The 18,047-nt window shown below is 68.5% G+C and carries 18 protein-coding genes; 9 read left to right on the top strand and 9 right to left on the bottom strand.

Features of this window, described 5'->3' with window-relative positions; all coding sequences use genetic code 11:
- Positions 1-16: 16 nt before the first annotated feature.
- Together NA12_RS05705 and NA12_RS05710 are read right to left on the bottom strand one after the other, a co-directional pair.
- On the bottom strand, positions 17-217 hold the full coding sequence (locus NA12_RS05705; protein WP_067446765.1) for a hypothetical protein: 201 nt from the start codon (positions 215-217) through the stop codon (positions 17-19).
- A 123-nt stretch (positions 218-340) separates the two neighbouring features.
- Positions 341-724 carry a DUF1304 domain-containing protein gene (locus NA12_RS05710; protein WP_067446767.1) on the bottom strand — a complete coding sequence of 128 codons (384 nt, stop codon included), beginning with the start codon at positions 722-724 and terminating at the stop codon, positions 341-343.
- Positions 725-849: 125 nt separating this feature from the next.
- Between NA12_RS05710 and NA12_RS05715 the strand changes: the two genes are divergently transcribed.
- Both NA12_RS05715 and NA12_RS05720 read left to right on the top strand, forming a co-directional pair.
- On the top strand, positions 850-1,413 hold the full coding sequence (locus NA12_RS05715; protein WP_132369878.1) for a hypothetical protein: 564 nt from the start codon (positions 850-852) through the stop codon (positions 1,411-1,413).
- 103 nt (positions 1,414-1,516) lie between these two features.
- A complete protein-coding gene (locus tag NA12_RS05720; protein WP_067446770.1) occupies positions 1,517-2,083 on the top strand; it encodes a hemerythrin domain-containing protein in 567 nt (188 codons plus the stop codon).
- Positions 2,084-2,150: 67 nt separating this feature from the next.
- Here the strand turns inward: NA12_RS05720 and NA12_RS05725 are convergent, their stop codons facing one another.
- The 7 genes from NA12_RS05725 to NA12_RS05755 form a co-directional block, all read right to left on the bottom strand.
- Entirely contained in the window at positions 2,151-3,242 is a 1,092-nt protein-coding gene (locus tag NA12_RS05725; protein ID WP_067446772.1) for an alpha/beta hydrolase, read from the bottom strand.
- Between the two features lie 120 nt (positions 3,243-3,362).
- Positions 3,363-4,040, bottom strand: coding sequence for a TetR/AcrR family transcriptional regulator (locus NA12_RS05730; RefSeq protein WP_067446774.1), 678 nt, complete (start codon positions 4,038-4,040; stop codon positions 3,363-3,365).
- 18 nt (positions 4,041-4,058) lie between these two features.
- Positions 4,059-4,955 (bottom strand): 3-hydroxyisobutyrate dehydrogenase, encoded by an 897-nt coding sequence (gene mmsB / locus NA12_RS05735; protein WP_067446776.1) that lies wholly within the window; start codon positions 4,953-4,955, stop codon positions 4,059-4,061.
- The gene (locus NA12_RS05740; protein ID WP_067446778.1) at positions 4,952-6,022 is read right to left on the bottom strand and encodes an enoyl-CoA hydratase/isomerase family protein; all 1,071 of its coding nucleotides are present in this window, start codon (positions 6,020-6,022) and stop codon (positions 4,952-4,954) included. Before NA12_RS05740 ends, mmsB begins: the two co-directional genes overlap by 4 nt.
- A complete protein-coding gene (locus NA12_RS05745; RefSeq protein ID WP_067446780.1) occupies positions 6,019-7,158 on the bottom strand; it encodes an acyl-CoA dehydrogenase family protein in 1,140 nt (379 codons plus the stop codon). The genes NA12_RS05740 and NA12_RS05745 overlap by 4 nt, the downstream gene beginning before the upstream one ends.
- Positions 7,159-7,165: 7 nt before the next feature.
- Entirely contained in the window at positions 7,166-8,665 is a 1,500-nt protein-coding gene (locus NA12_RS05750; RefSeq protein ID WP_067446782.1) for a CoA-acylating methylmalonate-semialdehyde dehydrogenase, read from the bottom strand.
- A gap of 186 nt (positions 8,666-8,851) precedes the next feature.
- Complete coding sequence (locus NA12_RS05755; protein ID WP_243654923.1) at positions 8,852-9,469, bottom strand: TetR/AcrR family transcriptional regulator; 618 nt, start codon at positions 9,467-9,469, stop codon at positions 8,852-8,854.
- Between the two features lie 99 nt (positions 9,470-9,568).
- Between NA12_RS05755 and NA12_RS05760 the strand changes: the two genes are divergently transcribed.
- The 7 genes from NA12_RS05760 to fadD11 are packed head-to-tail and all read left to right on the top strand — an operon-like array spanning position 9,569 to position 18,043.
- Entirely contained in the window at positions 9,569-10,450 is an 882-nt protein-coding gene (locus NA12_RS05760) for a metal-dependent hydrolase (RefSeq protein ID WP_067446784.1), read from the top strand.
- The gene (locus NA12_RS05765) at positions 10,447-11,478 is read left to right on the top strand and encodes a PDR/VanB family oxidoreductase (protein ID WP_067446785.1); all 1,032 of its coding nucleotides are present in this window, start codon (positions 10,447-10,449) and stop codon (positions 11,476-11,478) included. Before NA12_RS05760 ends, NA12_RS05765 begins: the two co-directional genes overlap by 4 nt.
- Positions 11,479-11,498: 20 nt before the next feature.
- Positions 11,499-12,971 (top strand): aldehyde dehydrogenase family protein, encoded by a 1,473-nt coding sequence (locus tag NA12_RS05770; protein ID WP_067446787.1) that lies wholly within the window; start codon positions 11,499-11,501, stop codon positions 12,969-12,971.
- A gap of 2 nt (positions 12,972-12,973) precedes the next feature.
- Positions 12,974-14,431, top strand: a complete 1,458-nt coding sequence (locus NA12_RS05775) for a flavin-containing monooxygenase (RefSeq protein ID WP_067446789.1) — start codon at positions 12,974-12,976, stop codon at positions 14,429-14,431.
- On the top strand, positions 14,428-15,303 hold the full coding sequence (locus NA12_RS05780) for a short-chain dehydrogenase/reductase (RefSeq protein ID WP_067446791.1): 876 nt from the start codon (positions 14,428-14,430) through the stop codon (positions 15,301-15,303). Before NA12_RS05775 ends, NA12_RS05780 begins: the two co-directional genes overlap by 4 nt.
- Positions 15,300-16,247, top strand: coding sequence for an alpha/beta hydrolase (locus NA12_RS05785; RefSeq protein ID WP_084472373.1), 948 nt, complete (start codon positions 15,300-15,302; stop codon positions 16,245-16,247). The genes NA12_RS05780 and NA12_RS05785 overlap by 4 nt, the downstream gene beginning before the upstream one ends.
- Positions 16,244-18,043: a fatty acid--CoA ligase FadD11 gene (gene fadD11, locus NA12_RS05790; protein WP_067446793.1), complete on the top strand. Its 1,800-nt coding sequence runs from the start codon at positions 16,244-16,246 to the stop codon at positions 18,041-18,043. Before NA12_RS05785 ends, fadD11 begins: the two co-directional genes overlap by 4 nt.
- Positions 18,044-18,047 lie beyond the last annotated feature (4 nt).

Genomic DNA, 18,047 nt, shown 5'->3' on the forward strand with positions numbered 1-18,047 from the left:
ACCCGGCGGGAGCTGATCAGTGTCGATCGTCGTCGGTGAACGCGGTACGCCGACTGGATTCACCGTTCGCGTAGTTCAGGGGCAGCCCATCGTGCACGTCGATGCCTGCCGCCGCGAACCACTCGCCGCGCAACCGCTGTATCGCGGCTTCCTCACCGCCGTTATCGGCGAGCGCGATGTCTCGGCGCCACTGAGCGATGATGTCCCGGGAATCCATGAACTTCTCCTCCTCCGACGATGTGATGATCCGCTTCGCGCGGCCGACGGCCGCATCCTCGTGTTACCTCGAAATCGGCGACTCAAACAGCCGTCGCCGATGCCGGGTCGCACACGACGCGGATCAGAGCCGGGCGAGCACCAGGGCGGCACAACCGATCAGCGGCGGAACCAATTGGATCAGGGCCGGACGTGCCTTGTCGGGCGAGGAGACGAGCAGCACCACGCCCGCGGCCACCATGGAACCGGCTCCGGCCAGCACGAGCGCGAGCCCGATTCCCTTGTCACCGAACGCGGTGAACCCCATCCCGATCGCCGCGACGACGGCCAGGAAGAGGTTGTAGAACCCCTGATTGAAGGCCATTTCCTTGGTGGCCTCCGCCTGGGCGGCCGATATTCCGAAGGTCGCTCGCGTTCTCGCCGCTGTCCACTGCAGTGACTCCATCACGAAGATGTAGCCGTGCAGCAGTACAGCAACTCCGGTGAAGATCAACCCGATCACGGTCATCGGTCCAGCCTATCGCCCAGCACACCCATCCCTGTGCCCGCGCACGCCGAAGTCCGTCGGATCGCGCACAACCATTGGGAGGACCTGTGAACAGCGACCTCGACGAGATAGCCATCGTAAGTACGGTGAAAGCTGGACGCCGTGCCCTGCGGGTAGAGATCGCCGACCCTCGGCAGGACCCGGGGACGCCGGGTTGGCGATGCGTTTACCGGGTCGTCGGCGGCCCGGCGCACACAGCGCACGGCCCGGATCGATTGGCCGCCATCTACGCCGCGTTGGTCGATATTTCCGACGCCGCGACGCTCGCGAGCGCAACCGGCAACCCGACGGACCCACACCATGCGCGAATTCCGGAGGACCCTCGCCTGCCGGTCGACGACCGCCCCGTCTCCGCGGTCAAGGCCCGCGAGTTCGGCCCGCCGCTGGGGGCAAAGGCCGTTCAGACCACCGAGGGTCCGGTGGTGATCACGCTCGGACGACCCCGCCAGGACCCGGAACGCCCGCACACCTATCTCTGCCCCTTTCGGATCGATGATCGCACCGAAGCCTTCGGACAGGGGATCGACGAGGTGCGGGCGGTGATCTCGGCGGTCCGCGGTGTCGGTTCCATCCTCGGAATTCCGCTGGACTGGCCCGGGTCGAGAACACCGCCGAGCAGGCCGAGTCCGGGATCGCGGCGGTCGAGGTAGCACCTGGGCGCACCATGACCGGAGCGGCGGTGCGCTATCGTCGGGCGGAACGAAACCCCAGCTGCCCCGTCGATCCATGCTGACCTGACGACCAGGGAGAATCGTGGACATTACCGAGCTGATTCTTGATGACCACCACGAGCAGCGTCGACTGTTCGCGATCTTGGAGCAGGTCGATCGCACCGACACCGATGCGCTGTCGTCGATCTGGAACAGGCTCGCGGCCTTCCTCGAGCTCCACGCGCAGGCCGAGGAGGAGATCTTCTACCCGGCGCTGCTCGAGCGGGGCATCGCGGCCCGTCGCACGAGCGCGGTGGAGGACGAGACGCTCGATGCCATCCGCGACCATAACGAGATCAGAGACGCGGTGGCCGATGTCGCGCGGCATCGAGTCGGCACCGACGACTGGTACGCCGCGGTCGCCGCGGCCAACCTCGCCAACAGCGACCACATGGCCGAGGAAGAACGCGAAGGGCTCACCGAATTCCGCCGGTTGGCCGCGGTACCGCGACGCCATCGCTTGGCTGTCACCTTCGCCGCTTACGAAGCGCGTCACTACGCGGGCGTGCGGCCGGTCGACAAGGATCCGGACGGCTACATCGACGCCGTGGAGAAGCAGGTGCCCGCGGCGACCGGATCACTCACCGTCGGCAGTCTGCGACGACACTGACCGAAGACCCAGCGGGTGCGCGGCCACCGGGGCGATCAACAACGCGCTCGCGCTGCCTTTGCGGTGCTCAGGTCTCGTCGAGGAATCTTGAGAGCTGTGCGAGGACGGCGAGTGGCTGTTCCTGCTGGACCCAATGACCGGCATCGGGTATCAGCAGGGAACCGCCGAATCGCGTGCACACGACTTCCGCCATCGTGCGTAGCCCGCCGGGTGTTTGCCAGATACCCCAATCGCACTGTCCAGCAATGAATTGCGTGGGTACTTCGATCCGGGGGTCGGTCGGCGCGTCCGCGCGCGGCAATGTGAGGGCGCGGTACCAATTGAGTGGGCCCTGGAATTGCGTGCGACCGAATTCGCGGGCGTAGAAACCCAGTTCCTCGTCGGTCAGCCAGGCACAGTCGGCCCGCTCCCGCGGTGAAGGTAGGTGCGGCGCTACGGTTTCCGGCATGGTGACACCCGCGTCCATGACGTAGTACCGCGGCAGCAGAGCCAAGTCGTGCGCGGTCGCGCCGGGGAGTTCTCGCGCGTCCGCGTTACCCGGCCAGTCCGCGCTCTTCATGTGGAAATACGCGCGCAGAAAATCGGCGATTCCCTGTGGCGCGCCTATGAGATCCGCGCCGCTCGAGGTTCCCGCGAAGTAATGCTGGTAGTGCCTGCGCGGCGGTGACAGGGCGCGCAGCGCATCGTTCAGGTCGGCCGAGGATTTGGCGAGTCCGACACCGGCGAACGGCGCGCTCATCATCGTCAGCGATCCGACGACACGGGGGTCGGCGAGCGTGGTCCAGCCCGCGACGACGGATCCGAAGTCGTGCCCGACCAGATGCGCCCGGTCGTAGCCGAGCGCGCGAACGAGGCCGAGCGCGTCCCTGGCCAGGTTGTCCGTCCGGAAGGACATCAGGTCGCTGACATCGCTGCCCGTCGTTCGGCCGTAGCCACGTTGATCGGGCGCGACCACGTGAAATCCGGCGTCGGCCAGCGGCGCCAGGACCTTGCGCCACGAGTACGCCAATTCGGGGAAACCGTGCAGGAGCAGCACCAGCGGACGACGGGACCCGCGGTAGCCGGATTCGAGGATGTGCACGCGCAACCCGTTGACATCGTCGACGAAACGGGACCTGATCCCCTCCCCCAGCCCTGGGAACTCGACATCCTGGCCCATGGTGCCCTCCTCCGCCCGCGAATGTGGTTGCGCCGCATTCCTACACGGACGCGGGCGATCAGGCCAACCGGTTCTTCGGCTCGAGGGTTGAATCGCGCACGCTATGCCGTCCGACGCCGTTCACGATCCCCTCGGCACTGGAGCAGGTGCCGCGCCCCAGGGTGACGCGGCGCGCGCCGACGCCGGTGCCGAATCGACGTTCGACAGTCCGTTCCAGCACAGGGCGGCCGCGGTGTCGACCGCGTCGCGCTTGGAGACCGGCCGTCCGGCCTCCAGCCAGTGCCCGGCCGCGAGCCGACTGATGCCGACCAGGGCCCAGGCGTGCATCTCGGCCCTGGCCTCGTCCACGCCGGCCGCGCGCAGTTCGACGCTCACCAGGGCGGCGCAGTCGCGCATCGCGGTGCGCACCCGCCATTCGACGGAGGGTTCGCTGGGTACCGGTGACTCGAACACCAGCACGTACCCACCGACGTCGTGTTCGACGAAGTCGAAGTAGGACAGCACCGCACGTCGCACCCGGCACCGGGGGTCGGTGTCGCGCGCGACGGCGGTCCGCACACCGTCGACCATCCGGTCCAGATTGTGTTGCAGCACAGCCAGATACAGATCGAGTTTGCCCGCGAAGTGGTCGTAGATCACCGGTTTGCTCGCCCCGGACCGCGCGCTGATCTCGTCCATCCGGGCGCCGTGGTATCCGTGCGCGACGAACACGTCCTGCGCGGCGACCAACACCGCCTGCCTGCGGCGGGCCCGCGCGGCGGGCCCCCGCAGACCGGGCGGCGAAGTGTCGGTGCGCATCTCAGACCGCTGCCGCGGTCACCGGTCGGTCTCCGCGGAGCGATCCCGGATGTCGGTGACGATGGCGGAGAAATCCCGCCCGGCGTCGGTCTGGTTGAACCGGGCGTAGATCGCGGCGGCGAGTGCGCCGAGCTGACCGTCGATCCCGTTGGCCTGCAACGCGTTCGCGGCCAGGGTGAGGTCCTTCGACATCAGCGCGGTGGCGAAGCCGGGCTGGTAGTCGTTGTTGGCCGGGCTGGTGGGGACCGGGCCCGGCACCGGGCAGTAGCTGGTGAGCGCCCAGCTCTGGCCGGAGGCCGTGGAGACCACGTCGAAGAACGACTGGTGGCTCAGGCCGAGGCGCTCACCGAGCACGAGCGCCTCCGAGAGCCCGATCATGGAGATCCCGAGCAGCATGTTGTTGCAGATCTTGGCGGCCTGACCGACGCCCGATTCACCACAGTGCACCACCTTGGCGCCCATCACCGCGAGCACATCGCCCGCGTCGGCGAAGTCGGCGGCCGTGCCGCCCACCATGAAGGTGAGGGTGCCCGCGGTGGCACCGGCGACACCACCGGACACCGGTGCGTCCAGCGGTCGATGTCCCGCCGTCACCGCCAGCGCCGCAGCGGCTTTCGCGTCGGCGACGTCGATGGTGGAACAGTCGAGGAACAGGGTGCCCGGTGCGGCGGCGGGCAGTAGCTCGGCGTACACGTCGAGGACGAGTTTGCCGTTGGGCAGCATGGTGATCACCACATCGCGGTTCGCGGCGGCCGCGGCGGCGGTGTCCACCACCGTCGCACCGTCACTGCGCGCCTGTTCCTGCGAGGCGGGGACCGGGTCGTAGGCGAGCACGTCATAGCCCGCCCGCACCAGGTTCGCCGCCATCGGACCGCCCATGTGGCCGAGCCCGAGGAAACCGATCGTCTTCGTCATCGCTGTGCCTCCGCTGTCGTCGAACCCAGTTCCGCCGCGCCCAGCTCGGCGAAGTACGCCGCCACCTGTGCGTCGGTCACCTCGGCGAGCGTCGCCGGACGCCACTGGGGAGTACGGTCCTTGTCGATCACCTGGGCGCGGATACCCTCGACCAGGTCATGGGAACCGAGCGCCGCGACCGAGACCCGATATTCCTGGTCCAGCACGGCCTCGAGGCTCGGTAAGCCCCGCGCGGCCCGCAGCGCGCGCAGCGTGACCTTCAGCGCGACAGGCGATTTCGCGAGCAACGCGGCTGCCGCCTCGGCCGCCTGGGGCGCGTCGTCGGCCTGCAGCCGCGTCGCGATCTCCTCGACGGTGTCGGCGCTGTAGCAGGCGTCGATCCAGTGCCGCTGCGCCAGCAGGTCCGAGGGCGGCGCGGTCTCGGCGAACTTCTCGATCGCCGCGTCCACGCCGACGGCGCCCACCGCGTCGAGCAGCTCCGCCAGCGCGTCGGAGGGCACGTAGTAGTCGGCGAAGCCGGCCGCGATCGCGTCGCCCGCGTTCATCCGCGCGGTGGTCAGTGCCACGTGGGTGCCGAGCTCGCCCGGTGCCCGCGAGAGCAGGTAGGTGCCACCGACATCGGGGACGAAACCGATTCCGACCTCGGGCATTCCGATCTTGGACCGTTCGGTGACGATGCGGTGGCTGCCGTGCCCGGCCAGGCCTACCCCGCCGCCCATCACGATGCCGTCCATGACCACCACGTACGGCTTGGGATAGCTGCCGATCAGCGCGTTGAGGTGGTACTCGTCGCGCCAGAATCGCCCGGTCGGCGAATCGGCGCCCGCCGTACCGCCTTTCGCGTCGGCGTGGATGGCGACGATGTCGCCGCCCGCGCAGAGCCCACGCTCGCCCGCGCCGGTGACCACGACGGCACGCACCGCGTCGTCGTCGGCCCAGGAGCGCAGCGCGTCGGTGATGGCCAGTGTCATCGCGTGATTGAGCGCGTTGATGGCCTTGGGCCGGTTCAGGGTGATCAGGCCGAGACCGTCACGGACGGCGATCACTACCTCGGGTTCGTCGGTCATGCTGCTCCGATCAGCGAGCGGGCGACAACCACCCGCATGATTTCGTTGGTGCCCTCGAGAATCTGGTGCACCCGCAGGTCGCGCACGATCTTCTCGAGACCGTATTCGTGCAGGTAGCCGTAGCCGCCGTGCAGTTGAAGTGCCTTGTTGGCCACCTCGAAGCCGGTGTCGGTGGCGAATCGCTTCGCCATCGCGCACAGCGACACCTTGTCCGGCGCGTCCGCGTCGAGCGCGGCGGCGGCCCGCCACAGCAGCGTCCGCGCCGCCTCCAGTTCGGTGCCCATATCGGCCAGCTCGAACTGCAACGCCTCGTTGCGCGCCAAGGGTTTTCCGAAGGCGGAGCGTTCGGTGAGGTAGCGAACCGTCCGGTCGAGCGCGGTCTGCGCCCCGCCGATCGAACAGGCGGCGATATTGAGACGACCGCCGTTGAGGCCGTTCATCGCGATCGAGAAGCCGTCGCCTTCCGCACCGAGGCGATTGGCCACCGGCACTCGCGCACCGTCGAGGATCACCTGCCGGGTGGGCTGTGCGTTCCAGCCCATCTTCCGTTCGTTCGGTCCCACCGTCAGACCCGGTGTGTCGGCCGGGACGATCAGCGCCGAGATGCCGCGCGGTCCGGCACCGCCGGTCCGCACCATCATCACGTACACGTCGTTGGCGCCGGCGCCGGAGATGAACTGCTTGGCGCCGGACAGGACGTAGTCCTCGCCGTCGCGAACGGCCTTGGTACTCAAGGCCGCCGCGTCGGACCCCACACCCGGTTCGGTGAGCGCGTAACTGCCGAGCAGCTCCATCGCGGCCATCCCCGGCACCCAGTGCTGACGCTGGGCCTCGGTGCCGTAGGCATCGATCATCCAGGTCGCCATGTTGTGGATCGAGATGTAGGCCGCCACCGAGGGGCACCCGGTCGAGAGCTGTTCGAAGATCCGCACCGCGTCGAGCCTGCGCAGTTCGGAGCCGCCGACATCGGCGCGCACCGAGATGCCGCCGAGCCCCAGTGGGCCCGCCTTGTGTAGCACGTCGACCGGAAAGTGTTTGCGCTCATCCCAATCCAGCGCGTTGGGCGCCAAGAACTCGTCGGCGAACTGGCGCGCGGTCTCGCCGATCGCGCGCTCGTCCGCATCGAGGGTGAACATCGCCGCCTCAGTCCATCGTCGGGATGACGAACGCGTTGGACTCCTTGAGCCCGGAGGGCCAACGCTGGGTCACCGTCTTGGTCTTGGTGTAGAACCGGATCGAATCCGGGCCGTGCTGGTTGAGATCGCCGAAGCCGGAGCCCTTCCAGCCACCGAAGGTGAAGTAGGCGATCGGCACCGGGATCGGCACATTGACCCCGACCATGCCGACCTGCACGCGCGCGGAGAAGTCACGGGCGGTGTCACCGTCGCGGGTGAAGATCGCGACACCGTTGCCGTATTCGTGCTCGTCGACCAGCCGCAGCGCCTCCTCGAAGTCGCCCGCGCGCACCACCGTCAGCACGGGGCCGAAGATTTCCTCTTGGTAGATCCGCATATCGGCGGTGACATTGTCGAACAGGCTCGCGCCGACGAAGAAACCGTTCTCGGCGCCGTCGACGGTCAGCCCGCGCCCGTCGACCACCAGCTGCGCGCCCTCGTCCACGCCGATCTGGACGTAGTCGTTGACCCGGTTCACCCCGTCGAGCCCGACCAGCGGCCCGAAGTCGGCGCCCGCGTCGTCGGAGCGGCCGACATTGAGCTTGTGCACCCGCTCGGTGAGCTTCTCGACCAGCCGATCGGCGGTCTCGGCGCCCACCGGCACGGCCACCGACAGCGCCATACAACGCTCGCCCGCGGACCCGTAGGCCGCGCCGATGAGCTGATCGGCGACGTCGTCGAGGTCGGCGTCGGGCATCACGACCGCGTGGTTCTTCGCCCCGCCGAAGCACTGAGCGCGCTTGCCGTTGGCGGTCGCGGTCTCGTAGATGTACTGGGCGATCGGGGTCGAGCCGACGAAGCCGACGGCCTTGATCCGCTTGGCGGTCAGGATCGTGTCGACGGCTTCCTTGCCGCCGTTGACCACATTGAACACACCCGGCGGCAGGCCGGCCTCGAGGAACAGCTCGGCCAGGCGCAGCGGCACCGACGGATCGCGTTCGGAGGGCTTGAGCACGAAGGCGTTACCGCAGGCCAGCGCCGGTCCGGCCTTCCACAGCGGGATCATCGCCGGGAAGTTGAACGGGGTGATGCCCGCGACGACGCCCAGCGGCTGACGCATCGAGTACACGTCGATGCCGGTGCCCGCGCTGTCGCTGTACTCGCCCTTGAGCAGGTGCGGAATGCCGATGGCGAACTCGATGACCTCGAGGCCGCGCTGGATGTCGCCCCTGGCGTCGGCGATGGTCTTGCCGTGCTCGGACGAGAGCAGCGCCGCGAGGCTGTCCATCTCGTCGTTCACCAGGTTCACGAACTTCATCAGCACGCGGGCGCGCTTCTGCGGGTTGAACGCCGCCCAGACCGGCTGCGCCGCGGCCGCGTTGTCGATCACCGCGGTGACCTCGGCGGTGTTCGCCAGCGGAACTCGCGCCTGCACCTGCCCCAGGTTCGGATCGAAGACGTCGCCGAAGGCGCCGGAAGTGCCGGTGACGTGCTTGCCGCCGATGAAGTGCGTGAGTTCGCGAACCATGCCAGTCCTACTCCGTTGATGTCGGTCGCGCGGTGCGCGCGGTTAGAGGGTATCCAATAGTTGGATGTCCAAGTAATTGGTACCTTCACAGCTCGGCGGGTATTTGTCAATGCCGGACCGAATCTATTGACAAAACGCCAACAGGACGTCAACAGACCATGAAGACGGCTACGCGGTTGCCCGCACCTACACCCCGGCGACCAGAATCGGCACCACGTAGGTGCGGGCGAACGACGCCAAGGCCTGCTCCGAATCGGTGTCGATGGTGCCGACCGGCTGCAGGATCAGCGAGTGCACCACCCGGCAGACCACCTCGACCCGGGCGCCCAGATCGGGAATGTCGGGAAACCGGCCGTCCTCGAGCACCTTTCGCAGGATCTCGGTGGACGCCGTGACAGAGAGCAGGAAGAACGACGCGCCGTCGACGGTCAACTGCGGCAGCAGGCGGTCGGCCTCCAGAGTGAGCAACCGCTCGACCAGCGGGTGCGCCCGCCACCGGGTGATCACGGTGGTGAACACGTCGACCACGATGTCGTCGAAAACGTCGTGCCGCGCCGGGATCTCGCTCAGGTCGACGAGCAGCCTGCGCACTTCCCGCTCGAAGGCCGCGCTCACCACATCGTCGCGCGAGCCGATCCGCCGGTAGACGGTGGCGCGGTCGACGTCCGCCGCCCTCGCGATGTCCTCGATGGTCGTCTTTCGCACACCCACCCGTTCGAACTGCACCAGGGCGGCGTCGAGAATTCGTTCTTCGACGGAGTCGGCGGTGGGCGGATTTTCCGAGGTCGCGGCGGCAGAGAGCACGCCTCGACGGTAGCAGGCGCGGCGGGTGCCGAGCACAATCGTCGATCGAATTCGGCTGCAACATTGCGATGTTATTTGTCGCACTGTACGGTCGGTCACATGGCTGATAACGGTGCAACGGCGCGCTCCTATCAGGAACAAGCGCACGCAATTCACGCACGGGACGTGCACTTCGACTTCTCGTCGGTGCCCATGCACTACATCCCGGACGAAGTACTCGCGACACATGTCACCAATGTGATGCATCTCGTGCTTCCCGAGGGCGAACGGGCGATGGCCACCTGCCTCGCCGAGGCTCTGCCCTACATCGAGGACGAGCGGCTGCGGGAGGAGGTCACCGGGTTCATCGGCCAGGAATCGATGCATGCCGCCAGCCACGAAGGCGCACGGCGGCACCTGCAGTCGATCGGACTCGATGTCGAGTCCTATGTCGACAAGATCGCCTGGATGGTCGACCGGCTCCTCGGCGACCAGGGACTCACCGGGCGGGCCAAGGAAGAGTGGCTCAAGGAACGTCTCGGCCTGTTCGCCGGGATGGAACACTTCACCGCCGTCATCGGCGAATGGCTGCTGGAATCCGATGTGCTGGCCGAGCTCGGGATGGACCCGACCATGCTCGACCTGGTGCGCTGGCACGGCGCCGAGGAGGTCGAGCACCGCAGCGTGGTGTTCGACGCCTACATGCACGTCGACGGCGGGTACGCCCGACGGCTGCGCACCGGGCTGCTCGCCAGCGGCACCCTGCTGCCGCTGTTCATCATCTCGACCGCGTACCTGTATCGCCAGGATCCGAGCAAGGACAAGGGTCGCTCCTGGGCCAGACAGTTCGTCAGCGCGACCGTGCGCGGGGTGATCCCGAGTTTCACCACTTTCGTCACCGAGATGCCGCGCTACCTGCGCCCGGGTTTCCATCCCTCCCAGCTGGGTTCGATGGACAACGCCCTGCGGTACCTGGCGCATTCGCCGGCGGCTCGCGCGTGAACCATCCCGCGGGTGTCGCGACACCGAGTCTGCGGGCCATCGGTGCCGCCGTCGACATCTACAAGAAGGTCTTCACCCAGCCCGCGTTGTCGCCGCCACATCCGCTGCGGCACAACGGCTTCGACTTCGACGTCCGGGTGGAGTCGGTGCACGCCGAGGCCACCGACGTGGTGAGCCTGACCCTGGCCGGCACCGAAGGCGGATATCTGCCGTCGTGGCGGCCCGGATGCCACATCGACGTATTCCTCGCCTCGGGTCGCCAGCGCCAGTACTCGCTGTGCGGCGATCCGCGCGACCGGCACCGCTACCGGATCGCGGTGCGCCGCATAGCCGACGGCGGCGGCGGATCCCAGGAGATGCACACGCTGCGCGCGGGTGATGTGCTGCGCATCCGCGGACCACGCAACGCCTTCACCTTCGTCGAGACCGCGCCGTCGTATCTGTTCATCGCCGCGGGCATCGGGATCACCCCGATCCTGCCGATGGCGCGCGCGGCCGGTTCGCGCGGACGACTTGTCTACCTGGGTCGATCGCGTGACACCATGCCGTTCCTCACCGAGCTCCCCCCGGGTGCCGAGGTGCGTCCCGACGACGAGTTCGGTACCCCCGACCTGCCCGCGCTGCTCGCCACCGCCGCTCCCGGCGCCGCGGTCTACGTGTGCGGTCCGTCCCCGGTGCTCGACGCGGCCCAGCGCACCCTGTTCGCGATCGATCCCACCGCCTCGCTGCACACCGAGCGGTTCTCGGCGCGGCCGGTGACCGACGGCGAGGAATTCGACATCATTCTCGCGCGCAGCGGGGAAACCGTGCGCGTCGACAGCACCGAGACCGCGCTCGACGCGATCCGCCGGGTGCGACCCGATGTCGTCTACTCCTGCCGACAGGGGTTCTGCGGCAGCTGCAAGACCACAGTCCTGGCGGGCGCCATCGATCATCGCGATCGGCTGCTTCCCCCCGGCGAGCGCGCCGATCACCTCCTCACCTGCGTGTCCCGCTCCGCCGGTGGCGCACTCACGCTGGACCTCTGACCTCGAAAGGCACGGTCCCCTTGACCACCTCACTCAGCTTCGACGTCCACAGCCCCGCGACCGGCGCTCTGGTCGGTTCCTATCCCAGCCACGACGAGAGCGCCGTCGAGGCCGCCGTCGACCGGGCCCACGGTGCCGCGACCTGGTGGCGCACGGTGGGTTTCGACGAACGCGCTCGTCGTCTCGATCGCTGGCGCGCCGAGATCACCCGAGGCCGTGACGAACTCGCTCGCATCATGAGCGAGGAGATGGGCAAGCCGCGTTCGGACGCCGCCCTCGAGATCGTGATGGCGCTCGAACACCTGAAATGGGCCGCGCGCAATGCGAAAGACGTGCTCGGCCCGCGATCGGTCACCCCCAGCCTGTTGACGGTGAACCAGGCCTGCCGGGTCGAATACCGCCCCTTCGGTGTGGTCGGTGTGATCGGCCCGTGGAACTACCCGGTGTTCACTCCCCTCGGCTCGATCTCGTTCGCCCTGGCCGCGGGCAATACCGTGGTGTTCAAACCCAGCGAGTACACCCCGGGGGTGGGGGTCTGGCTCGCCGAGGCGTTCGCCCGCGCGGTCCCCGAACAGCCGGTGTTGCAGGTGATCACCGGCGGCGGCGAGACCGGCGCGGCGCTGTGCCGCAGCCGGGTCGGCAAGATCGGGTTCACCGGTTCCACCGAGACCGGCAAGCGCGTGATGGCGGCGTGCGCGCAGCGGCTCACGCCGGTGCTCATGGAATGCGGCGGCAAGGACGCGCTCATCGTCGACGCCGACGCCGACCTCGCCGCCGCGGCCGACGCCGCGCTGTGGGGCGGCATGGCCAATGCCGGACAGACCTGCCTCGGGGTGGAACGGGTATACGTCCACACCGACGTCTACGACAAGTTCCTCACCGAACTGCTCGACCAGGCCCGCGACCTGCGGGCCGGGACGGGCACGGCGAAGATCGGGCCGATCACCATGCCGAAGCAGTTGGCCGTGATCCACCGCCACATCGAGGACGCCATCGCGCGCGGCGGCCGGGCCCTGCTGGGCGGGCCCGAGGCCATCGACGGCCAGTTCGTGCAGCCGACAATCCTGGTCGACGTCCCACACGACGCCGCGGCCGTCGTCGAGGAGACCTTCGGTCCGACCCTGGTCGTCACCAGGGTCGCCTCCATGGACGAGGCGATCGAGCGGGTCAACGACTCCGAGTACGGCCTCGGCGCCACCGTGTTCGCCCGCCGCGACGGCGACGCCATCGCCGACCGGATCGAGTCGGGCGCCACCTCGATCAACGCGTTCGTCGCGCACGCCACCATTCCCGCGCTGCCGCTGGGCGGGGTCGGCGCCTCCGGCTTCGGCCGCGTGCACGGACCCGATGGTCTGCGCGAATTCACCTACGCCAAAGCGACTACGCGGCAACGCTTCTCCTCGCCGCTGGCGCTCACGACATTCACCCGCAGCGCGGGGATCGACACCGTAGTCGATCGCCTGGTATCGGTGCTGCACGGAAGGATCGGCTGACCATGCCCGCAGAACATACGCACATCGTCGTGCTCGGCGCCGGATTCGGTGGGATCGGGCTGACGATCAAACTCCGCGAAGCCGGCTTCGACGACATCGTCGTGCTGGAACGCGCCGGTGACGTGGGCGGTACCTGGCAGGCCAACACCTACCCCGGCTGCGCCTGCGATGTCCCCTCCCAGCTCTACAGCTACTCCTTCGCGCCCAATCCGGAGTGGTCGCGCACCTACGGCAAGCAGCCCGAGATCCTCGAGTACCTGCGCACTGTGGCCGAGTCCAGCGATGTCACCCGCCACATCCGGCTCGACACCGAGATGCTCGCCGCGCACTGGGACGACGAGGCGTCACTGTGGCGGATCGAGACCTCGCGCGGTGAGCTCACCGCGGACTATTTCCTCTCCGCCGCCGGCATCTTCGCCGAGGCGAAGTACCCCTCCTTGCCCGGGCTGGAGACCTTCGAGGGCACGGCCTTCCATTCCCTGCACTGGGACCACGACCACGACCTGACCGGCAAGCGCGTCGCGGTGATCGGCACCGGAGCCTCCGCGGTCCAGTTCGTGCCGGAGATCCAGCCGAAGGTCGCCGCGCTGACGGTGTTCCAGCGGTCGGCGCCGTGGATCGTGCCACGGATGGACCGGCAGACGCTCGGGCTCGAGCGTCTGCTGCTCCGGCAGATCCCGTTGGCGCAGAAGGCCGTTCGTGGCACCTGGTATTCGTTGATCGAGGGCTTCGGGCTGGTCGGGTTCGTCGACAACCGGTTCCGTCATCCCTTCGAGCTGCTGGGCCGAATCCAGTTGCGCCGCCAGATCCGCGACCCGAAACTGCGGGCCAAGGTGACGCCGGACTACATGATCGGCTGCAAGCGCGCCATCTTCTCCGATGCCTACCTGCCCGCCCTCGACCAGGACAATGTCGACGTCGTCACCGACGGCGTCGCCGAGGTGCGCGCACGCTCCATCGTCACCCGCGCCGGAGTCGAGATTCCCGTGGACACCATCATCTACGGCACCGGATTCACCTCCACACCGAGCGTGTTCGATCGCATCGTCGGCCATGACGGGCGCTCGATCGCCCAGCTCTTCCGTGAGCGGCCACAGACCTACCTCGGTGCCGCGGTGTCCGGGTTCCCGAACTTCTTCTGCACCCTCGGCCCGTTCGGTGCGGCGGGCAACCAGTCGGCGGTCTTCATGATCGAGTCGCAGATCGCCTACATCGTCGACGCGCTGAGCACGCTGCGCGCCCGCGGTGAGACCCGCATCGAGGTCCGCGCACAGGTACAGCGCGACTTCGTCGAGGAGATGGGCAAGCGCAGCGCCGAGACCGTGTGGCTCACCGGCGGCTGCGAGAGCTACTACACCACCGCCGAGGGTGGCAACGCCGGGCTGTATCCGAACTGGAGTTTCGAATACCGCCGCCGCACCAGACGATTCGACATCGAGTCCTACGAGGTGTCGGCATGATTCGCCTGCCAGATCTCTCGCCGACCACCTGGTTCTCGCAGCCCTACGATGTCGCGGGCAAGGTCGTGGTGGTCACCGGCGCCGCCCAGGGCATCGGTCGCGAACTCGCCGGGATCCTGTCCCACCGTGGCGCGCGGGTCGTCGTGATCGATATCGAAGAGGCCGCGGCCCGCCGAACCGGCGACGAATTGGGCTCGGACGCCCACGGCATCGGCGCCGACGTCGCCGACCGCGCGCAGATGGCGGCGGCGATCGACGAGGTGGTGCGGCGATACGGCAGGCTCGACGTGGTGGTCGCCAACGCCGGCGTGACGCCCGTACCCGCCACCGTGCGCACGATGGACCCGGCGGACTTCGACCGGGTGATCGGGATCAACCTCACCGGTGTGTTCAACACCGTGCACCCGGCGCTGGACCACATCGTGTCCGCGCGCGGACATGTGGTGGTGGTGTCGTCGTGTGCGGCGTTCGCACCGGGCATGGGCGGTTCGCCGTACATGGTGAGCAAGGCCGCGGTCGAACAGCTCGGGCGGGCACTGCGCGTGGAACTCGCCGCGAGCGGGGCCAGCGCGGGTGTGGCGTACTTCGGCATCGTCGACACCGCGATGACCCACGACATGCTCGACTCCGACGACCTGGGCACCCAGCTCGACGCGATGCTGCCGTGGCCGCTCAATGTGCGGATCACCGCCGAGTACGCCGCCCGCACCATCGCCGACGGCATCGCCCGCCGCGCACCGCGCACGATCGCGCCGAGCGGATGGGAGCCCTACGCGCTGTTGCGCGGGGCGATCAACGTCGTGCTCGATCACCAGCTCGCCGCCGACTCCACGGTGCACGCCCTGATCCGGGCGATCGAGCAGCGCCGGTGAGCGCCGAACGTGGGTCGCTGCGGGCTCGCACCGTCCGGCAGGTATCGGCGCTCACCGTCGGCCAGCTGGCCGCGCTCGCGCCGGTGAACGCCTACACCCTGCCGCCGTCGCGGCTGCTGATCGAGCAGGCCATGCGCGCGGGCGCCCCGCCGTTGCGCGCCACGACCACCGACCCTGTGGACGAGGACGGGATCCGCGGCGAGTGGGTACGCGGGCCGCGCGCCGACCGCCGCGACGCGGTCGTGCTCTACATCCACGGCGGCGGGTTCGTCGCGGGCTCGGCCCTCGGGTACCGCGGCGTCGCCTCCCGGTTGTCCACCGCGACAAGGCTTCCGGTCTTCACGCTCGACTACCGGCTCGCCCCCGAGCACCCGTTCCCCGCCGCTCCCACCGATGTGGCCGCCGCCTTCGAGTGGCTGCTACGGCGCTATCCGGCGCACCGGATCGTCGTCGCCGGTGATTCGGCCGGCGCCTTCCTGGCGGCGCACCTGGTGATCGAGAACGCCCGCGGCGGGCAGCCGGAACCGGCCGCGCTGGTGCTGTTCTCCCCGATGGCCGATCTGAGTCTGGGCCTCGCCGTCGGTCACGAGAACGAGCATCGCGACGGGCTGCTGTCCACCCAGATCGCCCGGCAGGCGATCGCCGCCTTCACCGACGAACCGTTCGATCTGCGGCCCGTCCACGGAATGCGGTTGCCGCCCACCCTGATCCATGCCAGCGACACCGAGTACTTCGGCGCCGACGCGGCCGCTTTGGCGCGCCGCTGGCGTGACACCGGAACACACTGCGAACTGCGGGTGTGGCCGGATCAGATGCATGCCTTCCAAACGCTGCCGATGGTCGTGCCCGAGTCACGGACGGCCTATCGCGCGGCAGCCCGCTTCGTCGCCACCCATCTCGACACGGCCCCCGCGGTCATCACTCAGAAAGTTCCCGCCTCGTGAGCATTTCTCGTTTCGACACCCTGCCCGCAGCGTTCCAGCACACCGCCTCGATCGCGCCCGCGGCGGTCGCCCTGCGCTCGCCGGGCGACGCGCAGACCCTCACCTGGGGTGAGTACGCGACCCGCGTCCGCGCGGTCGCCGCCGGACTGGCCGGTCTCGGGGTGCGCCGCGGCGACACCGTCGCGTTGATGATGAGCAACCGGGTGGATTTCTATCCCCTCGAGGTGGGTGCGCAGCATCTGGGCGCCACGTCGTTCTCGGTGTACAACACCCTGTCCCCCGAACAGCTCGCCTACGTGCTCGGCAATGCCGGAGCGCGCGTGGTGATCTGCGAACCGCAGTACGCGAAGCTGATTCTCTCGTGCGGGGTCGACGTCGACCACATCGTCTGCGTCGACGAGGCGCCCGAGGGCACCCTGTCGGTGAGCGAGCTGCTCGCGGCGGGCAGTGAGGATTTCGACTTCGACGCGGCCTGGCGCGCGGTGCGTGGCACCGATGTCGCGACGCTCATCTACACCTCGGGCACCACCGGTGCGCCCAAGGGCGTCGAGACCACCCATGCCGCCCTGCTGTTCCAGGTGTACGGCATCGCCGACATTCTCGGCATCGAATTCGGTGACACCATCACCTCGTTCATGCCGACCGCCCACATCGCCGACCGGCTGACCGCGCTCTACGTGCAGGAGGTCCTCGGCACCCAGGTGACCAGCGTCAACGACCCCAAGCTGATCGCCGGTGCGCTCGCCGAACTGCATCCGACCATCTGGGGCGCCGTGCCGCGGGTGTGGGAAAAGCTCAAAGCCGCCATCGAATTCAAGGTCGCGGCCGAACCCGACGAGACCCGCCGCCAGGCGATGATGTGGGCGATGTCGGTCGCCGCGACCCGCAGCGCCCATCAGCTCGCCGACGAACCGGTACCCGCCGACGTCGAGGCCGAATGGGCGCGCGCCGACGAACTGGTGCTGAGCAAGTTGCGCGCGGCCCTCGGGCTGGACCGGGTGCGGTGGGCCATGTCCGGCGCGGCCCCGATCCCGCCGCAGACGCTGGCCTTCTTCGCCGGCCTCGGCATCCCGATCGCCGAGATCTGGGGCATGTCGGAGCTGTCGTGCATCTGCAGCGTCAGCCATCCGCGCGACGCGAAGCTCGGGGCGGTCGGGAAGTTGTTGCCCGGCATGGAATCACGGATCGGCGACGACGGCGAACTGCAGGTGCGCGGGCCGCTGGTGATGAAGGGCTACCGGGGCCGGCCCGACCAGACCGCCGAGGCGATCGACGCCGACGGCTGGCTGCGCACCGGTGACATCGTGAGCATCGACGACCAGGGATTCCTGCGGGTCGTCGACCGCAAGAAGGAGATGATCATCAACGCGGCGGGCAAGAACATGTCCCCCACCAACATCGAGAACGCGATCAAGGCGGCCACCCCGCTGATCGGCGCGATGGCAGTGCTCGGCGACGGTCGCTCCTACAACACCGCGCTGATCGTGCTCGACGCCGAATCCGTCGAGCCCTACGCCCGCGAGCACGGGCTGTCCGACGCCTCCGCCACCGCGCTGGCCGTCGACGCCACGGTGCGCGCCGCGATCGAAGCCGGTGTGGCACGGGGCAACAGCAGGCTCTCGCGAGTGGAGCAGATCAAGCGCTTCCGCATCCTGCCCACGTTCTGGGAGGCGGGCGGTGACGAGGTCACACTCACCTTGAAGCTCAAGCGCAAGGTCATCGCCGAGAAGTACACCACCCAGATCGACGAGCTCTACGCCGAGAACCCGCCCGCCGAGGTCATCAAGGCCGGGTAGCCGC

The organism is Nocardia alba NBRC 108234, assembly GCF_001612665.1.
Lineage (GTDB): Bacteria > Actinomycetota > Actinomycetes > Mycobacteriales > Mycobacteriaceae > Nocardia > Nocardia alba.

What these genes read in the sequence shown, in the direction of transcription:
- NA12_RS05730 (WP_067446774.1), bottom strand. Translation starts at nt 4,040, where the DNA reads ATGCGCACCGACACTTCGCCGCCCGGTCTGCGGGGGCCCGCCGCGCGG.
- NA12_RS05775 (WP_067446789.1), top strand. Translation starts at nt 12,974, where the DNA reads ATGCCCGCAGAACATACGCACATCGTCGTGCTCGGCGCCGGATTCGGT.
- mmsB (WP_067446776.1), bottom strand. Translation starts at nt 4,955, where the DNA reads ATGACGAAGACGATCGGTTTCCTCGGGCTCGGCCACATGGGCGGTCCG.
- NA12_RS05780 (WP_067446791.1), top strand. Translation starts at nt 14,428, where the DNA reads ATGATTCGCCTGCCAGATCTCTCGCCGACCACCTGGTTCTCGCAGCCC.
- NA12_RS05745 (WP_067446780.1), bottom strand. Translation starts at nt 7,158, where the DNA reads ATGTTCACCCTCGATGCGGACGAGCGCGCGATCGGCGAGACCGCGCGC.
- NA12_RS05705 (WP_067446765.1), bottom strand. Translation starts at nt 217, where the DNA reads ATGGATTCCCGGGACATCATCGCTCAGTGGCGCCGAGACATCGCGCTC.
- NA12_RS05710 (WP_067446767.1), bottom strand. Translation starts at nt 724, where the DNA reads ATGACCGTGATCGGGTTGATCTTCACCGGAGTTGCTGTACTGCTGCAC.
- NA12_RS05760 (WP_067446784.1), top strand. Translation starts at nt 9,569, where the DNA reads ATGGCTGATAACGGTGCAACGGCGCGCTCCTATCAGGAACAAGCGCAC.
- NA12_RS05750 (WP_067446782.1), bottom strand. Translation starts at nt 8,665, where the DNA reads ATGGTTCGCGAACTCACGCACTTCATCGGCGGCAAGCACGTCACCGGC.
- NA12_RS05740 (WP_067446778.1), bottom strand. Translation starts at nt 6,022, where the DNA reads ATGACCGACGAACCCGAGGTAGTGATCGCCGTCCGTGACGGTCTCGGC.
- NA12_RS05725 (WP_067446772.1), bottom strand. Translation starts at nt 3,242, where the DNA reads ATGGGCCAGGATGTCGAGTTCCCAGGGCTGGGGGAGGGGATCAGGTCC.